General features: G+C 57.0%; 17 protein-coding genes, 2 pseudogenes and 1 riboswitch. Of the genes and pseudogenes, 8 read left to right on the forward strand and 11 right to left on the reverse strand.

What is annotated here, in order from left to right; all coding sequences use genetic code 11:
* Window positions 1-4 precede the first annotated feature (4 nt).
* The 9 genes from AC0L6A_RS03915 to fabA form a co-directional block, all read right to left on the reverse strand.
* On the reverse strand, window positions 5-1,252 hold the full coding sequence (locus AC0L6A_RS03915) for a mandelate racemase/muconate lactonizing enzyme family protein (protein ID WP_473292326.1): 1,248 nt from the start codon (window positions 1,250-1,252) through the stop codon (window positions 5-7).
* A gap of 4 nt (window positions 1,253-1,256) precedes the next feature.
* On the reverse strand, window positions 1,257-2,348 hold the full coding sequence (locus AC0L6A_RS03920; RefSeq protein WP_473292327.1) for a zinc-binding dehydrogenase: 1,092 nt from the start codon (window positions 2,346-2,348) through the stop codon (window positions 1,257-1,259).
* Window positions 2,349-2,449: 101 nt separating this feature from the next.
* Complete coding sequence (gene pcaD, locus AC0L6A_RS03925) at window positions 2,450-3,247, reverse strand: 3-oxoadipate enol-lactonase (RefSeq protein ID WP_473292329.1); 798 nt, start codon at window positions 3,245-3,247, stop codon at window positions 2,450-2,452.
* Window positions 3,244-4,446 (reverse strand): endonuclease/exonuclease/phosphatase family protein, encoded by a 1,203-nt coding sequence (locus tag AC0L6A_RS03930; RefSeq protein WP_473292330.1) that lies wholly within the window; start codon window positions 4,444-4,446, stop codon window positions 3,244-3,246. Before AC0L6A_RS03930 ends, pcaD begins: the two co-directional genes overlap by 4 nt.
* A 12-nt stretch (window positions 4,447-4,458) precedes the next feature.
* The gene (locus AC0L6A_RS03935; RefSeq protein WP_473292331.1) at window positions 4,459-5,448 is read right to left on the reverse strand and encodes a threonine ammonia-lyase; all 990 of its coding nucleotides are present in this window, start codon (window positions 5,446-5,448) and stop codon (window positions 4,459-4,461) included.
* Window positions 5,427-6,254, reverse strand: coding sequence for an alpha/beta fold hydrolase (locus AC0L6A_RS03940; protein WP_473292332.1), 828 nt, complete (start codon window positions 6,252-6,254; stop codon window positions 5,427-5,429). Before AC0L6A_RS03940 ends, AC0L6A_RS03935 begins: the two co-directional genes overlap by 22 nt.
* Window positions 6,255-6,377: 123 nt before the next feature.
* Entirely contained in the window at window positions 6,378-7,166 is a 789-nt protein-coding gene (locus tag AC0L6A_RS03945) for an enoyl-ACP reductase FabI (protein ID WP_246927969.1), read from the reverse strand.
* Window positions 7,167-7,207: 41 nt separating this feature from the next.
* Window positions 7,208-8,437 (reverse strand): beta-ketoacyl-ACP synthase I, encoded by a 1,230-nt coding sequence (gene fabB, locus AC0L6A_RS03950; protein WP_473292334.1) that lies wholly within the window; start codon window positions 8,435-8,437, stop codon window positions 7,208-7,210.
* Between the two features lie 51 nt (window positions 8,438-8,488).
* A complete protein-coding gene (gene fabA, locus AC0L6A_RS03955) occupies window positions 8,489-8,998 on the reverse strand; it encodes a bifunctional 3-hydroxydecanoyl-ACP dehydratase/trans-2-decenoyl-ACP isomerase (protein ID WP_473292335.1) in 510 nt (169 codons plus the stop codon).
* A gap of 188 nt (window positions 8,999-9,186) precedes the next feature.
* On the opposite strand from fabA, the gene irrA reads away from it, so the two are divergent.
* Window positions 9,187-9,603, forward strand: coding sequence for an iron response transcriptional regulator IrrA (gene irrA, locus AC0L6A_RS03960; protein WP_473292337.1), 417 nt, complete (start codon window positions 9,187-9,189; stop codon window positions 9,601-9,603).
* Window positions 9,604-9,644: 41 nt separating this feature from the next.
* Here irrA and AC0L6A_RS03965 read toward each other — a convergent pair whose 3' ends face one another.
* Complete coding sequence (locus AC0L6A_RS03965; RefSeq protein WP_473292338.1) at window positions 9,645-10,073, reverse strand: FKBP-type peptidyl-prolyl cis-trans isomerase; 429 nt, start codon at window positions 10,071-10,073, stop codon at window positions 9,645-9,647.
* A gap of 114 nt (window positions 10,074-10,187) precedes the next feature.
* Window positions 10,188-11,051 (reverse strand): glycosyltransferase family protein, encoded by an 864-nt coding sequence (locus tag AC0L6A_RS03970; protein ID WP_473292340.1) that lies wholly within the window; start codon window positions 11,049-11,051, stop codon window positions 10,188-10,190.
* Between the two features lie 146 nt (window positions 11,052-11,197).
* Here AC0L6A_RS03970 and miaB point away from each other — a divergent pair, with 146 nt between their 5' ends.
* The 7 genes and pseudogenes from miaB to trmB all read left to right on the forward strand — a co-directional run bounded on the left by miaB (window position 11,198) and on the right by trmB (window position 18,749).
* Entirely contained in the window at window positions 11,198-12,523 is a 1,326-nt protein-coding gene (gene miaB / locus AC0L6A_RS03975) for a tRNA (N6-isopentenyl adenosine(37)-C2)-methylthiotransferase MiaB (RefSeq protein WP_473292341.1), read from the forward strand.
* 134 nt (window positions 12,524-12,657) lie between these two features.
* Entirely contained in the window at window positions 12,658-13,686 is a 1,029-nt protein-coding gene (locus AC0L6A_RS03980; protein WP_473293375.1) for a PhoH family protein, read from the forward strand.
* Between the two features lies 1 nt (window position 13,687).
* Window positions 13,688-14,182: an rRNA maturation RNase YbeY gene (gene ybeY / locus AC0L6A_RS03985; protein ID WP_473292342.1), complete on the forward strand. Its 495-nt coding sequence runs from the start codon at window positions 13,688-13,690 to the stop codon at window positions 14,180-14,182.
* Window positions 14,183-14,215: 33 nt separating this feature from the next.
* Window positions 14,216-15,173, forward strand: a pseudogene (locus AC0L6A_RS03990) (hemolysin family protein).
* A gap of 44 nt (window positions 15,174-15,217) precedes the next feature.
* Window positions 15,218-16,693, forward strand: a complete 1,476-nt coding sequence (lnt, locus tag AC0L6A_RS03995; RefSeq protein ID WP_473292343.1) for an apolipoprotein N-acyltransferase — start codon at window positions 15,218-15,220, stop codon at window positions 16,691-16,693.
* A 34-nt stretch (window positions 16,694-16,727) separates the two neighbouring features.
* A riboswitch (SAM-SAH riboswitch) is annotated at window positions 16,728-16,775 on the forward strand.
* Window positions 16,776-16,781: 6 nt separating this feature from the next.
* A complete protein-coding gene (gene metK / locus AC0L6A_RS04000) occupies window positions 16,782-17,948 on the forward strand; it encodes a methionine adenosyltransferase (protein WP_473292345.1) in 1,167 nt (388 codons plus the stop codon).
* A gap of 72 nt (window positions 17,949-18,020) precedes the next feature.
* A pseudogene (gene trmB, locus AC0L6A_RS04005) lies at window positions 18,021-18,749 on the forward strand (tRNA (guanine(46)-N(7))-methyltransferase TrmB).
* Window positions 18,750-18,810: the final 61 nt, after the last annotated feature.

Consider the following 18,810-nt stretch of genomic DNA (forward strand, 5'->3'; position numbering starts at 1 on the left):
CTGATCAAGCGTCGTCGATTTTGATAGACGGCGCACCACCTTCAAACTGGTTTTCTTGATCATAGCTGCAGGGATCTTCTTGCGTTTCCAGATGCAATCCGCTTCCCGTATATGGGTGCGCGCGCATCAAGGCTTCGTTCGGTGTAATCCCCAGTCCCGGAGCGTCTGGCGGGATCACAAAGCCGTCTTCCCAATGGATCGTGTTGCCAATCAGGGCAAGGTGGAAGTCCCCCCCTTGCTCGATGGTTTCCACCATCAGAAGGTTTGGAATAGACGCGCCTAGATGCAGGTTGGCGGCCCATTCGATTGGGCCTGCGTAGAGATGCGGGGCAATCAGGGCGTTGTGAACCTCTGCGATGGTGGCGATCTTCTTTGCCTCCCAGATACCGCCTGCGCGCCCTAAGGCGGGTTGCAGAATTGAGGCGGCTCCTTGGCGCAACACTTCAGCAAATTCAGCTTTTGTTGTCAGTCGTTCCCCGGTTGCCACGGGAACGGAACTGGCACGGGCAACCTTGGCCATTTCGGCGATGTTGTCGGGCGGGATGGGTTCTTCGAACCAAAGCGGCCCGTAGGGTGCGATGGCTTCGGCCATGCGGATCGCGCCGCCGGTGGTGAACTGACCGTGGGTGCCAAACAACAGATCCGCGCGGTCACCGACGGCTTCGCGGATCGCTTTGCAGAACGCAACCGAACGCGAGATGTCTTTCATTGAAGGCATATGGCCCGAACGGATCGTATATGGCCCGGCGGGATCGAACTTCAGTGCGGTGAAGCCCTGCTCAACGCGGGTCACAGCCGCCTCGGCGGCCATTTCGGGCGAGGTCCAGAACGCTGGCAGTTCGTGGTGCGGATCGGGATAGAGGTATGTGTAGCTGCGCAAACGCTCGTTCATTTTGCCGCCAAGTAAGGCCCAGACCGGGCGGTCGCGCGCTTTGCCCAGGATGTCCCAGCAAGCGATCTCAAGCCCGGAAAACGCGCCCATCACAGTCGGGTCGGGGCGTTGGGTGAAGCCAGAAGAAAAGGCGCGGCGGAACATCAATTCGATGTTTTCAGGGTTTTCGCCCTGCATGTGCCGTTTGAACACATCTTCGATCACGGCACGCATGGCATCGGGGCCAACGGCGGATGTATAGACTTCGCCCCAGCCAGTGATGCCGTTATCGGTCGTGACTTTAACAAAAATCCAATAGCGCCCGCCCCAACCGGGGGCAGGCGGTGCTGTCACGATGATGTCGAGGTCCCGAAGCCGCATCTAATTATCCTTTATCAAAGAGGATTACGTTCCGACGCGCGGCCCCGGTTTTGGTGTCGGCTATCGCCTCGTTGATCTGGTCAAAAGACCAACGGCCCGAGATCAGCTCGTCCAGCTTCAAGCGCCCTTGCCGATAGAGGTCGATCATCCATGGGATGTCACGTTGAATCACCACGTCGCCCATCTTGGACCCAACCATACCCTGCCCAAGTGCGGCCAATACCACGGGCTCATAACTGGACATGTCACCCGAGTGGGGCATGCCAACCATGACGACCTTGCCACCCGGTGCAAGATAGCGCGGGGCACTGTCATAGGCTGGGATCGCGCCGACGGTCACCAATACTGCATCCGCCCCGCGCCCTGCGGCCTGTATGGCGGCTTTCCATGGCTTGTCCATTGTGGCGAGCACACCGTCCGTCGCGCCAAACTCCATTGCTGCGTCGAGCTTTTCTTCCGACATGTCGACCGCGATGATGCGTGAGGCACCTGCAATGCGCGCGCCTTGGATGGCGTTCAGGCCCACGCCGCCTGCGCCGATCACAACCACTACGTCCCCTGCGCGAACATTGCCCGCATTCACCACAGCGCCCACGCCGGTGATGACGCCACAAGCAAGCAAAGACGCCACGTCCATGGCCATATCTTCGGGCAGTTCCACAACTTGGCTTTGTTCCACTACGACACGTTCGGCGAAGGCGCCCGTTGCCATGGCCTGATGCATCTTGCCTCCATCAACGTCGGTGATGGGCCCATGGTCGCCGTCATAAGGCGTCGCGCAGGCGGTGGGGGTGCCCGAGGCGCAGCTGGGGCAGGTTTGGCAGGCGCGGATAAGCGTCACAACAACCGGGTCGCCAACGGACAACCCTTTTACGTGATCGCCCACACCTGTAATACGCCCGGCGGCTTCATGGCCATAAACAGCAGGCAGTGATCCACCCCAAGCCCCGTCGGCATAAGATATGTCGCTGTGGCAGATGGCGACGGCATCCAGCGTCACTTCAACCTCGCTGCCTTCTGGCGCGCGAATTGCGATCTCTTCGATGACCAGCGGTTCCCCGAAGGCGTGGCAGACAGCGGCTTTGATCCGGTCCATGGCAGCTCCTGTTGGTGTGTCATTCCCCCAAAGCTTGCGCGGAAACGAAGAGCTTGCCAACAATCTTGCGACAGGAAGGTCAGAAAACGACGCGGCGTTTCTTAGAAATGGCCGATAGAGCGCAGGAAATCCGTCAGAAGCACAGCATATTCAGCGGGTTTCTCGACAGGGGACATATGACCTGTGCCGCGGATCAGCTCGAATTTCGATCCGGGGATCAGGCCAGCCGTTTCACGCACCATGTCGGCAGGGGTTGATCCGTCTTCGCTACCTGCAATGGCCAGTGTCGGCAGCCGTAGGCGTGCGGTGCTTTCATAAAGGTCGGTGTCTGCGATGGCTTCCATGCAGCCCAGATAACCCTCAGGCGGTGTGGCGCGCATGCGGGTGCGGGCGTCGTCCAAAAGCTCTGGCTGATCGCGTTGCGAAGCGCGCGAAAACCAGCGGTCGATATTGGCGTCAACCACGGCGTCGATCCCGCTGTCGCGTACCTTCTTGATGCGTGCGGCCCAGATCCATGGCGTTCCGATCTTGGCGGCGCTGTTCGAGATCACCAGCCCGCGTACAAGATCCAACCGTTCAGCCGCCAACCCCTGCGCAATAATGCCGCCAATCGACAGGCCCACGAAAACGCAATCTTTAACGCCCAGATTATCCAGCGCCCGACCGGCGTCGGCCACCAGATCGCCCATCGGATAAGGACCGTCGGGGCAGGGGCTGTGGCCATGCCCACGCATGTCCATTCGGATCAGGCGCAGATGATCGGGCATCTCTGCCACCAGCGCATCCCACATGGACAGGTCGGACCCAAGCGCGTGGGCAAACACCACGGCAGGTCCTTCCTTTGATCCGCTTTCCACGACGTGAAGCGCCACGCCGTTGTCATCCGGGATCTTGATCATTCGGACCCGCGCAAAGTCAGATGCGCCATGATCTGACCGTGATCCGACGCCAACTTGTTATAAGGCGCCTCTGGATGGGAGCCGTCGGTGATGTGATCATTCAGCACGCTGAAATAGGTCATGTCTGCGATACGCTGCACATTGTCCGGATGAAAATGGCGGCTAAGGAAGATCTGGTCGATGCTTTCAAACACTCCACCAAAGGCCGAAGTATAAACCATGTCGCGCAAGGATTTGCGCACGAAGAGCTTTTCGGCTGAATGCAGGCGAACAGCTTCGATTTCCGCGGTGATCTGGGCGCTTTCCTCGCGGGAATAGCGGTCGCGGTCGGTTTTCGCGTCATGGCGCAGCATCCAAGCGTAGTTCTTAAACGGCACCTCGCCCGAGATAATCTCGGAACTTACTGCATGTTCCCCATCGTTAAAATCGCCCATGACGGCAACGGGGTGACCAGCTTCCAGTTCATCAACGACCAACCTGCGCAAAACCCATGCCTCGGCCATGCGCCGCATGGCTGAACGCGCGGCTCCTAACGCCCGCCCGACGGGGTCATAGGCAGTCAGGTCGGCTTCCGGCGGGAAGGGCGCACCTTCTGGACGGATAAACTCGCCCAGTTTCGATTTCAGGTGGCAGTTGAAGATCGTAATCACATGGTCGCCAACTGGCACGCGCACCTTCAGGACCGGCCGCGACATGCGGGTCAGCGTGTAGTGACCCGCTTCCCCGTCATCCCCACGCAGGGCGGGGAAGGGAATGGTAAGCGGTTCTGGCAGGTCCTGAATAACCTCTGGGTCGCCCACAAATCCAAAGCGTGACAATACAGCTACGCCGGGTCTTCGTTCTCCGGGCCCGCCATCGGCCGAATTTGGGGCAAAGGCCAATCCATCCTTGGGCCATGGGTGCGTGGCAAGCTTTCTAAAGATCGCTTTGCGATGATAGCGCTTGTTTTCATCGGGTATGGTGGCGGCGTTCAGGTCGTGTGCGCGTGCGTTGGCCTCACCGATCACGTCCAGCAGCGTGTCTTCCTCGAATATCTCTTGAAAACCGATGATGTCGGCGTCCAGCGACATCATCTGGTCCGCCATCCAGTCACGCTTCCAAGCGTATTCCTCGGGTGTGTAGCTTTGGAACTGGTAATACTCCTTGTCCGCGCCAATCAGGTTTTTGACGTTGAACGAGGCCATCGTGAAATCAGTCATAAGTGTCTCCGGTCAGGCAAAACGGTTTAGGGCATCAGCAAAAACTGGGGCATCAACATTGCCCCCGGTGGCCACGACAATCACGGCGTCACCGTTGATGGTTTCTGGGTGGAACAGGGCCGCAGCCAACGCAATGGCCGCCCCCGGTTCGATCACCAATTTTAAACGGGTGAACCCTTGCGCCATAGCGCACAGGCAATCTTCGTCCGGCACAACGATGCCGGGCCCGCATAGGCGTTGCATGATGGGGAACGTGATCTGGCCGGGCGAGGGTGTGATGATCGCATCACATATTGACCCGGCGCGCTGGGCGTTTTCTTCGATCTTGCCGCTGGCAAGCGAACGCGTCACATCGTCAAACCCCGCAGGCTCGACTGGGCGGACTATCATGTCGGGGGCTTCGTGCTCCAAAGCCAGCGCGATGCCCGAGGTCAACCCGCCACCACCGCATGGCACCAGCACCTGTGCGTTTGAAATGCCTTCCTCGCGGGCCTGATTGGCGATCTCAAGCCCAACTGTGCCTTGGCCTGCTATCACGGCCTCGTTGTCGAAGGGTTTGATCAGCGTAAGGTCGCGTTCTTTGGCAAGTTGGGCACCGATAGCGTCCCGGTCCTCGCCCGCACGGTCGTAAAGCACCACCTCGGCCCCAAGGGCGCGTGTGTTGTCGATTTTCATCCGGGGGGCGTCAGATGGCATGACAATCACAGACGGTGCGCCGTTTTGGCGGGCGGCAAGTGCAATACCTTGCGCGTGGTTGCCGGATGAAAAGGCGATTACGCCCAATTCGCGTTGATCGGCAGTCAGCATGGAAATCGCGTTATGCGCACCGCGAAACTTGAAGCTGCCCGTATGTTGCAGGCATTCGGGTTTCACGAACACGCATCGCCCGGCGATTTCGTCCAGAAACGGTGAAGACAAAAGCGGCGTGCGTCTTACATGGCCCGCGCAGCGACGGGCCGCGTTTCGGATCTCGTTGATGTTCATTGCATCTTTCCAAGCCATTCGGTGATGGTTGCAATGGCTTCGGGTTCATCGAGGAATGGCACATGGCCACGGTCGGGCACTTTGGCATACCCCATGTCCGGGCGGCGCGCGCGCATTTCGGCAACGGTCCCGTCGGACAGAAGGTCCGAGTTTGCGCCGTGGATCAGGGCAAGGGGCAAGTCCGCCATCGCGTCGAAGAATGGCCATAGATCGGGGGCAGGCTGCGCGCCAGCGGCCTGAACCGCGTCGCGCAGGGCAGGGTCATAACGATTGGTCAGCCCTTTATCGTCCTGTTCGAACAAGTTGTGACACTCTTCGATCCAGCGTCCCATCGGCACATCTTTGAAGCCAAATCCGGCCATGAGTTTTGCACGTGTTTCGGCGGCCTCTTCTATGGTCTTGGCGCTTGGTTTGCGTCCCAAATAACCCATGATGTTGTCCAGCCCGTCGGCGGCAAGCTCGGGTCCGATATCGTTCATGCAAACGCCCAGAAGCTTATCCTTCACGGTCGCAGCAAGCCCCATCGCGATCAGTCCACCACGCGAGGTGCCAAGAATGGCGGCTTTATCGATCCCAAGATGGTTCATCAGGAAAAGCGCATCCAGCCCTTCTTGCGGCACGGTATAGGTCTTGTGGTCACCCCAATCCGACTGCCCCCGCCCGCGGTAATCCATGCGGATCAGGCGGACGCCCTTTAGATGCGGGGCAACAAAGTTGAAGTCGTCCGAGTTGCGCGTGAGGCCGGACAGTGCCAGCACCGGCAGGCCTTCACCCTCTTCACGAAATGCGATCTCTAACCCGTCATTGGCGGTGAATGTTTGCATGGTCCGGGTCCTTGTCTTTGGCTTCGCGCAGTAAGCACCAGATCAAGGATAGGGTCCAGAGCTGGAAGGGAAACAAAAAAGGCCCCCGAATGGGAGCCTTCGTTGCGATTACTGTTTTGCCACTCAGAGATTATCTGGCTGCGGCATGCCCAATACATGAAAGCCGCTGTCGACGGTGATGATCTCGCCCGTCGTGCAGTTGCCATAATCCGAGGCGAGGTAAACAGCGGTGCCGCCCACGGCCTCGAGCGTTGCGTTCTGGCGTAGCGGCGCGTTTTGTTCCGTGTGGCGGAAGGTTTTGCGCGCGCCGCCAATTGCAGCCCCGGCCAGCGTTTTCATCGGTCCGGGCGAGATCGCGTTTACGCGGATGCCGTCCGGGCCAAGGTCGTTGGCCAAATAACGAACGGAAGATTCCAGCGCGGCTTTTGCAACGCCCATCACGTTGTAAAACGGGGTCACGCGGTTCGATCCGCCATAGGTCAGGGTCAAGATCGTGCCGCCCTCAGTCATTTTCGGGGCTACACGACGGGCCACTTCGATCAACGAATAGCAGCTGATGTCCATCGAGTGTTTGAAGTTCGCACGTGACGTGTCGACAAAGCGGCCAGTCAGTTCGTTCTTGTCAGAATAAGCAATCGCGTGAACCAGAAAATCGATCGAGTCCCATTTGGACCACAAGTCATCGAACCCTTTGTCCAGCGCGGCATCGTCCGTCACATCCATATCGACCAGAATGTCCGACCCGACTGATTCAGCCAGCGGAGCAACCCGTCCACCGAATGCGTCACCCTGATAGGAAAACGCCAATTCAGCGCCCTCATTGGCCATCGCCTGCGCAATGCCCCACGCGATCGAGCGTTGGTTTGCAACCCCCATGATGAGGCCGCGTTTACCTTGCATAAGCCCTGCCATGTCAGTCCCTCAATTCTGTTCGTGTCAAATTCGTCGTCGTATCAGTCTTGGTATTTGCTCATAATCATCGAGCCATTGGTGCCGCCAAAGCCGAAGCTATTGGTCATGACCGAATCCAGACCTGCGTTTTCAACCAACTTAGTGGCGACCTCGCCCTCGTTGATTTCAGCGTCGAGATTTTCAACGTTGATGGACGGCGCAATGAAGTCGTTTTCCAGCATCAACAAGCAATAGACAGCTTCTTGCGCACCAGTCGCGCCTTGGCTGTGCCCGGTCATAGATTTGGTCGAACTAATAGGGGGCGTGGTGCCCTCGCCGAAGACGCGGCGTACGGCTTCCACTTCGCCAACGTCACCAACCGGGGTCGATGTGCCGTGGGCGTTGATATAGCCGACTTTGCGGCCCTCGGGCAGCATGTCCATGGCCAGACGCATTGCACGTTCGCCGCCTTCTCCAGACGGGGCCACCATGTCGTGGCCATCCGACGTCGCGCCGTAGCCAGTGACCTCGGCGTAGATTTTGGCGCCACGCGCTTTGGCATGCTCAAGGTCTTCCAGAACCAAGATGGCACCACCACCACCGATCACAAATCCGTCGCGGTCTGCGTCAAACGCGCGCGAGGCTTTCTCGGGCGTGTCGTTATACTTGGATGACATCGCACCCATCGCGTCAAATAGGCACGACAGGGTCCAGTCCAATTCCTCGCCACCGCCAGCAAACATGACGTCTTGCTTGCCCATCATGATCTGTTCGGATGCGTTGCCGATACAGTGCAATGAAGTCGAACAGGCCGAGGTGATCGAGTAGTTGATCCCCTTGATCTTAAACGCCGTCGCAAGGTTCGCAGAAATGGTCGAGCCCATGCATTTCGGCACGGCAAACGGTCCAATTCGCTTGGTCGCGCCGGTTTTCAGCGCGGTCTGGTGGGCTGCAAACATCGCGCTGGTCGATGGGCCACCAGATCCGGCAACCAAACCCGTACGTGGGTTCACAACATCGTCTTCACCAAGGCCCGCATCTTCGATCGCCTGGCTCATCGCGATATGCGCATAGGCCGCACCCGGGCCCATGAAGCGCAGTGTGCGTTTGTCCACATGGGCCGCAATGTCGATGTCAGGCATGCCTGCAACTTGACTGCGGAACCCATGATCAACCATGTCTTGATTGGCGGAAATGCCGGACTTGCCAGCCTTGAGCGAGGTCAGAACCTCGTCCTTGTTGTTCCCGATGGCCGAGACGATGCCCAGACCGGTAACGACGACACGACGCATGCGCGCACTCCTCCGTGTAGCAGTGCCTTGGGGCACCGATAGTAAGTCGGATCAGCTCTCGGACAGAGCGACCTTCATATCCTTGACCTGATAGATAACCTCTCCATCAGCTTCCACAATACCGTCGGCCACACCCATTGTGAGGCGGCGCGTTTGGATCGCTTTGGTGAAGTCAATCTTGTAGGTCAGCATTTTGCGGTCGGGGCGGACCATTCCGGTCAGCTTTACTTCGCCCACACCCAGCGCATAGCCGCGACCAAGCCAACCGCGCCAACCAAGGTTGAAGCCGGTCAACTGCCACAAGCCATCAAGGCCAAGGCAGCCGGGCATAATCGGGTTGCCAGGGAAGTGGCAGTCAAAGAACCAAAGGTCGGGCGTGATGTCGAATTCAGCCAGGATGTGGCCTTTGCCATGCGCGCCACCATCACCCGAAACTTCGGTGATACGGTCCATCATCAACATGGGGGGCGCTGGAAGTTGCGCGTTGCCGGGGCCAAAAAGCTCTCCTGCTGCGCATTTCAAAAGGTCTTCTTTTCCAAAGCTTGTCGGATAGTCCGCCATTCACTCCGCCCCATATCTTGTGTCTTCAGTTACACCACCCTCTAGCACCCGAGGAAAGCTTGGCGCAAGGGTAGCTGATCGCCCAGAAAGGGTATGTTGTTCGCAAAAGCCAATTTTTATTGGCGCTTGGTGCCCGGAGCCCCTATATTCGTCTGGAAACACTCTGCGGGTCCCTAAAGTTCTAGAATATGATGCAGCACGAAAAACCCACCGAAGCCAACTGGTTGGCAAGTGCCGGATTGCGCCCGACACGGCAGCGATTGGTGTTGGCTCAGCTGTTGGTTGGGGATGGGCAACACCGCCATGTCACCGCGGAAAGCTTGTATGAAGCGACACGTGGCGGCGAAGAGCGTGTGTCTCTTGCAACGGTCTACAACACGCTGCGCGTCTTTTCCGAGGCGGGTCTTCTGCGTGAAATTACGGTGAACGGTGCGCGGAGTTATTTCGACACCAATGTTTCGAACCACCCGCATTTCTTTTGGGAAGACACCGAAGAATTGATGGATGCGCCGGACGAAGATCTGAAAATCTCTCAACTTCCGGAAGCGCCGGAGGGTGCCGAGATTTCGAAAGTTGATGTGGTGATCCGTCTGCGCCGAAGCTGAGCCGCACACAAAGGCGCGCGACCCAGCAATTTGCAAAGTCGTTAGTCGATCGACACAACCTCAAAATCGAAGATCAATGCCTTACCCGCCAGCGCGTGGTTTGCGTCTAGCGTGACAGTATCGTCGGTCAGGTTCGTGACGGTCACTGGAACCGGCTGGCCTTGTGGGCCAGACATCTGCAACTGAATGCCAACTTCCAGCGGGATTTCGGCAGGGATGTCGCTGCGCGGGACTTCCAAAATGGCTTCGTCCTGACGTGGGCCGTAAGCTTCTTCTGGGGCGATAGTGACTTTCTTCTTTTCACCAACGGTCATACCGGGAAGGGCTTTGTCGAGACCGGGAATGATCATGCCGGACCCAACTTCAAACTCCAGCGGGTCACGCCCTTCTGAGCTGTCAAAAACACTGCCGTCTTCAAGCGAACCAGTATAGTGAATGCGCACCTTCGCGCCTTGCGTGACTTCTGTCATCAGTACCTCGTGATGTCTTGGAATGAATAAACGAGGCCGAGGCGTTGTCGCGGCGGGTGCTCGCTTGGATGATCCGCCATGTTTATCGTGAAACGAGGCGAGTTGGAATGCTGGTCAAAACCACTGGCCGGGCTCCATAAGGCCAAGGTCCAATAGTTGCTGTGAATTCCACTGAAACTTCGTGGTGTTGTGCCAATTGAAGTTTGGAATGTCGTGTTTTGAACCAGCGTTTGTTTTCAGGGCTTTGGCTGTGCGGAAGCTGGTGATTGCTACAGTCACGTTGTGATGCCACGGGCAGGAATAGGTATTGTATTCCTCGTCATTGAACGTGTGATTGTCGCGCAATTTCAATCCGGGTTTCGCCCGAAACAGTGATACGCGGTCGATCTTATGTCCGTTCGCGGGCACATGTTCTTCGAATCGCCACCGCAACCCGCCAAAGAAATCCAATTGACGTTCGTGCGGGTTTCCATCGGGGCCTTTTCGTCCGTTTGCGTAGTAACCGGATTTGTCCAAATGGGCGTTCTCGATCGAAACCGCGTTTGGGAACTGCTCTAAATCATCAGCGTATAAGTCGACGACATAGCTTAGGATCGCGTCGCGTCGCTCTTCCGTTTGGTAGGCAATAAGCTCTCCCACTGTGCGGGATTCGCAGAAGGGGTGGAACAAGTATTCAGCATTGTAGCAGTAGTACAGCCAGGTTCCCGGTGCGGCGTCGATCACCTGATTGACGGCATCCATCACGGCCCCTGGCACTGATGTGTTGAAGGCGATCCGATGAACGGCGCTCTCCATTTCAGCGGGAAGCTTCAACGCGTCGGGTGCAAATACCAGCAAGGCTCGAAATCCTGCGTCCTGATGGTGCTGAATGGTGCTTTCAACCTCGACCAGATCCTCGACAAAGATCAGCGCAACGGGGCCTTTGGACAAAACGTCCCCAGAGGTTTTTAGGAACTGGCTAAGATCACTATGTCGCATGATTTGTTCCCGTTCATCGCTGGTTTTGCTGATTGCCGTCAGAAACTTCCTGAAAACAACAGGTTTTGCAAGCGTTGCGGGCCTGTTCCCTTTGCTGTAGGACGCGGGAACTTGAACATAAGCCGCAAAACTTCGGGAAACGCGTCATGTCCGACAAGAAAAAACTCTACATCCGCACCTATGGCTGCCAGATGAATGTTTATGACAGCGAACGCATGGCCGAAGCGCTGGGCGCGGATGGGTACGTTGAAACGGACAAGCCCGATGATGCGGATATGATCTTGATGAATACATGTCACATTCGGGAAAAGGCGGCCGAGAAAGTCTATTCCGAACTGGGTCGTTTTAAAGGATTGAAGGCCGAGAACCCGGATCTGAAGATTGGTGTGGCAGGCTGTGTCGCGCAGGCCGAAGGCGAAGAGATTATGCGCCGTCAGCCGATGGTCGATCTGGTCGTTGGCCCCCAAACGTATCACCGTCTACCTGCCATGATGGAGCAAGTGGCCAAGGGTGAAAAAGCGCTCGACACTGATTTCCCAGATGAAGACAAGTTCGAACATCTTCCAAAACAGCGTGGCACCAAAGCCAAACGCAACCCGACGGCCTTTTTGACGGTTCAGGAAGGGTGCGACAAGTTCTGCGCCTTTTGCGTGGTCCCATACACCCGCGGGGCCGAGGTTAGCCGCCCGGTTGACCGCATCCTGCGCGAGGCGCGCGATCTGGTCGAACGCGGCGTGCGTGAAATCACTCTGCTTGGTCAGAACGTGAATGCCTATCACGGCGCTGGGCCGGATGGTGATTGGTCTTTGGCCAAGCTGATTTGGGCATTGGACGATGTTGACGGGCTGGAGCGTATTCGCTTCACCACCTCACACCCCAATGACATGACCGATGACTTGATCGAAGCACACGGCACCTGCAAAAAACTGATGCCATACCTACACCTGCCCGTTCAGTCAGGCTCGGACAAGATTTTGAAACGGATGAACCGCAGTCACACGGCTGAAAGCTATCTGCGCGTGATCGAGCGGATTCGCGAAGCACGCCCCGACATCCTGATCTCGGGCGACTTTATTGTCGGTTTTCCTGAAGAAGATGATCAAGACTTTGAAGACACAATGAACCTGATCCGCGAAGTGAACTATGGTCAGGCTTACAGCTTCAAATACTCGTCCCGCCCCGGCACGCCAGCGGCTGAACGCGCATTGATCGATGATACAGTCGCCACCGAGCGGCTGCATCGCCTGCAAGCTTTGCTTACTGAACAACAGCGCGCCGTTCAAAGCGCGATGGTTGGGCAAGAAGTTGGTGTGCTTTTCGAAAAGACAGGGCGGCTTGACGGGCAGATGGTTGGCAAATCCGATCACTTGCACGCGGTTCATGCCGAGTGTGATGTGCCCGTCGGCACATTGCGTCGCGTAAAGATCATTGGCAGTCGCACCAATTCCTTGACGGGCGAACTGCTGGACTAAATCCAAGATGGCTGAAAACCGCGCGACTTCGTGACAATCACATGAAGTTTTCATGTGGGGGCTTGCGTGTCCCCTCGGCTCTTGGCACCATCGGGATATGCATCTTACAGGAGACCCCATTGGGAATTGAAGACATGACCGCAGCCCCGGACGCCAGTTCGGCCCACGAAGCGCTGCTGGAATTTCCTGACAACCGCCTTCTCATTGACCTGTGCGGCGAGTTCGATCGCAACCTTACACATATCGAAAGCCATCTGGGCGTGCAGATTATTCGGCGCGGCAATCAGCTTGCTGTGATAGCGGAATCCGATGCGCGCGATAAGGCAATAGAAGTACTGCGCGCGCTTTATGAGCGGCTGGAAAGTGGCAAAGCGGTCGAGCCGGGTGACATCGACGCCGAAATCCGAATGGGCGGGACGCAGGCAGGCACGGGCACCCGTGACGGCGATCAGATCGAGATGTTCAAAAGCGGCGGTGTCGAGATTAAGACACGCAAGAAAACCGTTGAGCCACGCACGGAAGCACAGAAAGCCTATGTCGAAAGCCTGTTCAACAATGAATTAGCCTTTGGAATCGGCCCTGCGGGCACAGGTAAGACGTATCTGGCTGTGGCTGTGGGCGTGAATATGTTTCTGGGCGGCCATGTCGACAAGATTATTCTTAGCCGACCCGCTGTCGAAGCTGGCGAGAAGTTGGGATATCTCCCTGGCGATATGAAGGACAAAGTCGATCCGTATATGCAGCCCTTGTATGATGCGTTGAACGACTTCCTACCCGGTAAACAACTTGCCAAACTGATCGAAGATAAACGGATTGAAATTGCACCGCTGGCGTTCATGCGCGGACGTACTTTGGCGAATGCATTCGTCGTTCTGGACGAAGCACAGAACGCCACCACGATGCAGATGAAGATGTTCCTAACACGTCTGGGTGAGGGATCGCGCATGGTGATCACCGGCGACCGCAGTCAGGTTGACCTGCCGCGCGGCGTGGACAGCGGTTTGCGCGATGCCGAGGGGCTTTTGACCGGGATTAAGCAGATCTCGTTCAACTATTTCACCTCGAAAGACGTTGTGCGGCATCCATTGGTGGCCAAGATCATCGAGGCGTATGACGAGGCCGCTCAAAAGGCGATTGCGCGTTCAACCCGTCGCGACAAATGACATGAACACCGACATCGTGTTTGAAGATGCCCGCTGGGAAGAGGCTAAGCTGCAATCCTTGGCGGATCACGCAGCGACCGAAACGATTGCGCATTTGCAGTTGCTGCCAGCCATTGGCGATGATTTTGAAATCAGCGTATTGGCCTGTGACGACGCGCGCATTTCGGTATTGAATCAAGACTTTCGTGACAAGCCTGTCCCGACCAACGTTTTATCTTGGCCCTCTGATGATCGGGCGGCGGAGAATCCAGGTGGCCAACCGGGTCCTCCGGGTGACCCAGAACTGGGTGATATCGCAATTGCCTATGAAACGTGCCTGCGCGAAGCCAAGGAGCAGGGTAAGGAATTTCCCCATCACGTGAGCCATCTTTTGGTACACGGAGTGCTTCATCTGTTGGGTTATGATCACATAGACGACAAAGATGCAGCATTGATGGAGGGGTTGGAGGTTGAAATCCTTGGCAAGATGAGCATTTCCAATCCATATGAAGAGTGACAGCGCACTTCGCGCAACAACGGAAAAGGAACAATGGGCGACACCGCAGACGGATCTTCTAAGGCAGCGCTTGGCGCGCTGCGGGATGAAACAACACAAAGGCCGGGATTTTTTAGCCGCATATTTGGTGCGCGTGCCTCCCGAGAATATGATCGTATCACGCCGGTGGAAACGCTGCCGGAACTGCATGGAAATGCACCTGTGGTAACTCCGGGAATGGTGAACCTGCGTCGCATGCGCGTCGAAGATGTCATGATCCCGAAATCCGAGATCGTGTCCGCCCCCATCGATATTCTGAAAGACGAGCTGGTCGAACAATTCCGCGAAAGCGGGTTGTCTCGTCTGCCCGTATTTGATGGCACGTTGGATAGCCCTATTGGCATGGTGCACCTAAAGGATTTGGCGCTGAATCACGGTTTCAACGGCAAGCCGGGCAAAAAGTCTGCCCGATTTGTGCTGCGTAAGTTGATCCGGCCTTTGTTATTTGTGCCGCCTTCGATGCCGATCGGTGTGTTGCTTCAAAAGATGCAAACTGAACGGATTCACATGGCGCTGGTGATCGATGAATACGGCGGCGTGGATGGTCTTGTGACCATTGAAGATTTGATCGAGCAGGTGATTGGCGAGATCGAAGACGAACACGACCTTGAAGAAGGTGCGCTGTGGGTTGAAGAGAAACCCGGCTGGTATCTGATCGAAGCCAAGACTCCGCTTGATGAGTTTGAAGCCGCGACTGGGGTCCAGCTTCAACATGAAGAAGCTGATGGGGACGAAATCGAAACTCTGGGCGGACTGGTCTTTGTTCTGTGCGGGCAGGTGCCAGCACGTGGCGAAGTCATCTCACATCCAGGTGGCGCTGAGATTGAGGTCGTGGATGCGGAATCCGCGTCGCATCAAGCGATTGCGCCTGCGTGTGCCCGGCCCATTGCCGGTAGCGGATGTGGCGGACGAAGACCCCGACGCAAATGACGCCGCAAAACAGAATGCCTGACATTGACGCCTGGGCGTCGCGCATTTCAGCCCATCCAAGATGGCGTGTCGTCGTCCTTATCTTGGCGGGCGCCTTCGCTGCACTTGGGCAAGCGCCATTTCAGAGTCTGGGCCGCCACGCTTGCTGGATTTCTTGTCGGATACTTGATCTGGCGACACAGCCATTCCTCGCGCAGTGCTGCGCTACATGGATGGCTGTTTGGGCTTGGTTATTTCACCGTCACGATGAGTTGGCTGGTCAATCCGTTCTTCGTTGAACCGGATCGCCACGGTTGGATGGCCCCCTTTGCGCTTTTAGGGATGGCAGGCGGGCTGTCCCTTCTTTGGGCGCTGGGCTGTTCTGTGGCTCGGTGGCTTGCGGGGTCACAACGTCGACTTGAATGGCTGCTTTGGCCTGTTGGAATGACCGCAGCCGAGCTGTTGCGCGGCACAATGTTCACTGGTTTCCCGTGGGGTGGTCCGGGTCTTGCATGGATCAACACACCCGTCGCACAGCTTGCTGCGTTGGTGGGGGTGACGGGTCTGACATTTCTGTCTTTGGTTTGGGTAAGTCTCCTCGCCATGTCCATAGTTGGACGTGAGGCCAAAGGGTTTTGGCGGCTTGGAAGTCTGACAGTGACGCTGGGTTTGACAACGTTTCTGGTGTCAACAGACCCCCCGGAAAACACCGTACACACGCTTCGTTTGGTGCAACCTAATGCGCCACAGCATCTGAAATGGGACCCTGATTTTGCGGAAAGTTTCGTAGAGCGGCAGTTGCAATTGACAGCCGCCAATCCCGAAGGCGCGGCCCCCGATCTTATCATCTGGCCCGAAACGTCGGTGCCTTCGCTGTTGGAACACGTCCAGTGGTTGCTTCCGCATGTGGCTGGTGCCGCAAATGGAAAGCCCGTGCTTCTGGGCATTCAACGGTCTGAGGGGCAGCGCTATTTCAACAGTCTGGCGTTGGTCGAAGCGGACGGAAGCGCACGCCCGGTTTACGATAAGCATCACCTCGTCCCGTTCGGAGAGTACGTTCCATTTGGTGACGCCATGCTCCGTTTCGGAATCCGGGCTTTCGCGTCCCAACTGGGGCAAGGATACTCGGCAGGAGCAGGCCCCGAAGTTCTGGACTTTGGGGCGCTGGGTACGGTGTTGCCACTGATCTGCTATGAAGCGGTTTTCCCGCAGGATATTCGCAATGCGCCTGTCCGTCCGAACTGGTTACTTCAGGTCACGAATGATGCATGGTTTGGCGACTTCTCCGGCCCGCAACAGCATCTAGCACAAGCGAGATTTCGAGCCATTGAATTTGGTCTGCCAATCATACGGGTTGCGAACACCGGTATCAGCGCTTCGATCAATGCGCATGGACGCGTTGTTAAGTCTCTACCACTGGGGCAGGCTGGCCATCTTGATGTATCGCTTCCAGCTTCCAAACCTGAGACGATCTATGCCCGTTTCGGGGACTTGCCACTTATTTTGTTGCTGGCCTGTGTCGCGCTCGCCGCCATTTCTACCCGTAATCGCTTTTCACATTGACCTTTTCGGTGCTAGGCCGGATACCCATGTTTGACCACCGTCACAACGGCTTCCTGACGTGACGGGCTGAACAAATGGAGCATGTTTCATGTCACGTAAGAATTATACTTTTACTTCGGAATCCGTTTCCGAAGGCCACCCTGATAAGGTTTGCGACCGAATTTCGGATGCCGTTCTTGATGCCTTTCTGAGCGAAGAACCCAACGCCCGCGTCGCGTGCGAGACCTTTGCAACCAGCGGGATGGTTGTCATCGGCGGTGAGGTTGGTCTAACCGATCAGGATCGTCTGCGAGCCATGATGGGCTCGATCGGACAGATCGCCCGCGACTGTATCCGCGACATCGGGTACGAGCAGGAACAGTTCCACTGGAACACTTGCCGCGTGTTGAACTTCCTTCACGAACAATCCGCCCATATCGCGCAAGGCGTGGATCGCGACGGGGCAGGGGATCAGGGCATCATGTTCGGCTACGCCGTAAATGAAACGCCCGAGCTGATGCCAGCGCCGATCCAGTATTCCCACGCCATCCTTAAGCGATTGGCCGAAGTGCGTAAAAGTGGCGCCGAGCCGAAACTGGGCCCGGACGCCAAGTCGCAGATCTCGTTGCGGTATGAGAACGGGAAGCCGGTCGAGGTGACCTCGATCGTGTTGTCGACCCAGCATCTGGATGAAACGATGACCAGCGACGATGTGCGCGCCCTTGTGGAGCCTTATATCCGCGAAATTCTGCCGTCGGATTGGGTGAATGGCGGCACCGAATGGCACGTGAACCCGACCGGTAAATTCGTGATCGGTGGGCCTGATGGTGACGCGGGTCTGACGGGCCGCAAGATCATCGTGGATACATATGGTGGTGCTGCGCCTCATGGCGGCGGCGCTTTCTCAGGCAAAGATCCGACTAAGGTGGACCGCTCGGCCGCTTATGCTGCGCGTTATCTGGCGAAAAACATCGTTGCCGCTGGTATGGCTGAACGCTGCACCCTGCAGCTGTCTTATGCCATTGGTGTGGCCAAGCCACTGTCGATCTATGTCGATACGCACGGTACTGGCGAAGTGCCTGAGGCCGAGATTGAACGCGCTGTGGCACAGGAAATGGACCTGACGCCGCGCGGCATTCGCCAGCATCTGGACCTGAACAAGCCCATTTATCAACGCACGGCAGCTTACGGTCACTTTGGCCGCGCGCCCGAGGCCGATGGCGGCTTCAGCTGGGAAAAGACAGATCTGGTGGATGCGCTTAAGAAAGCCGTCTGATCCACGATCAGAACAACAAAAGGGCGGGCCGTCACTTGACGCGCCCGCCCTTTGCATTGCATAGGCGCGGCCATGACCCAAGATGATGCATCGCAAAACAAACACCGCTCTGGCGCGCCATGGCGCAATTTTTACGGCCGCCTTAAAGGCAAAGGCCTGCGTGACAGCCAGAAAACCTATCTGGACGAAGACCTGAAAGCACTCAGCCCGGGTGCAGTGGATTGGGAGGAAAACCCCGATCGCACACCGCTTGATCTGACCGCGCTTTTCGACGGTAAGCCGGTTTGGCTGGAAACAGGTTTTGGCGGCGGTGAGCATATGGTTCATCAGGCCGCCACCTATCCTGAGATCGGCATCATCGGGTGTGAGCCTTACATCAACGGTGTGGCCATGCTTCTGGGCAAAATCCGCGAGGCGGGTTGCGAAAATGTGGCCGTTCATCCGGGGGATGTGCGTGACATGTTTGACGTGCTGCCAGCTGAAAGCATCGACAAAGCATTCCTGCTGTATCCCGATCCGTGGCCCAAGAAACGCCATCACCGCCGTCGTTTCGTCACGCCTGAATATCTTGAACCCTTCCACAAAGTGTTGAAGCCGGGGGCCGAGTTCCGTGTGGCCACCGACATTCCAGACTATGTACGCCAGACTTTGGAAGAGGTGCCACGCGCTGGGTTCGAATGGCTGGGCGAACGTGCTGAAGATTGGCGCGCACCTTGGAGCGACTGAATCTCGACACGTTACGAGCAAAAGGCCCTGCGCGAAGGCCGTACACCGCACTATCTGACCTTCCGCCGCATCTGATCTTCCTGGGTTGGCCTTGAAGCCCAATTGCTCTGGCTTCGCTGGAATGTCTGCGCTATCA

It is taken from the genome of Aliiroseovarius sp. D2-2, assembly GCF_055809455.1.

Coding starts and splice junctions, on each gene's coding strand:
- AC0L6A_RS03915 (WP_473292326.1), bottom strand. CDS start 1,252: ATGCGGCTTCGGGACCTCGACATCATCGTGACAGCACCGCCTGCCCCC.
- AC0L6A_RS03920 (WP_473292327.1), bottom strand. CDS start 2,348: ATGGACCGGATCAAAGCCGCTGTCTGCCACGCCTTCGGGGAACCGCTG.
- pcaD (WP_473292329.1), bottom strand. CDS start 3,247: ATGATCAAGATCCCGGATGACAACGGCGTGGCGCTTCACGTCGTGGAA.
- AC0L6A_RS03930 (WP_473292330.1), bottom strand. CDS start 4,446: ATGACTGATTTCACGATGGCCTCGTTCAACGTCAAAAACCTGATTGGC.
- AC0L6A_RS03935 (WP_473292331.1), bottom strand. CDS start 5,448: ATGGCTTGGAAAGATGCAATGAACATCAACGAGATCCGAAACGCGGCC.
- AC0L6A_RS03940 (WP_473292332.1), bottom strand. CDS start 6,254: ATGCAAACATTCACCGCCAATGACGGGTTAGAGATCGCATTTCGTGAA.
- AC0L6A_RS03945 (WP_246927969.1), bottom strand. CDS start 7,166: ATGGCAGGGCTTATGCAAGGTAAACGCGGCCTCATCATGGGGGTTGCA.
- fabB (WP_473292334.1), bottom strand. CDS start 8,437: ATGCGTCGTGTCGTCGTTACCGGTCTGGGCATCGTCTCGGCCATCGGG.
- fabA (WP_473292335.1), bottom strand. CDS start 8,998: ATGGCGGACTATCCGACAAGCTTTGGAAAAGAAGACCTTTTGAAATGC.
- irrA (WP_473292337.1), top strand. CDS start 9,187: ATGATGCAGCACGAAAAACCCACCGAAGCCAACTGGTTGGCAAGTGCC.
- AC0L6A_RS03965 (WP_473292338.1), bottom strand. CDS start 10,073: ATGACAGAAGTCACGCAAGGCGCGAAGGTGCGCATTCACTATACTGGT.
- AC0L6A_RS03970 (WP_473292340.1), bottom strand. CDS start 11,051: ATGCGACATAGTGATCTTAGCCAGTTCCTAAAAACCTCTGGGGACGTT.
- miaB (WP_473292341.1), top strand. CDS start 11,198: ATGTCCGACAAGAAAAAACTCTACATCCGCACCTATGGCTGCCAGATG.
- AC0L6A_RS03980 (WP_473293375.1), top strand. CDS start 12,658: ATGACCGCAGCCCCGGACGCCAGTTCGGCCCACGAAGCGCTGCTGGAA.
- ybeY (WP_473292342.1), top strand. CDS start 13,688: ATGAACACCGACATCGTGTTTGAAGATGCCCGCTGGGAAGAGGCTAAG.
- metK (WP_473292345.1), top strand. CDS start 16,782: ATGTCACGTAAGAATTATACTTTTACTTCGGAATCCGTTTCCGAAGGC.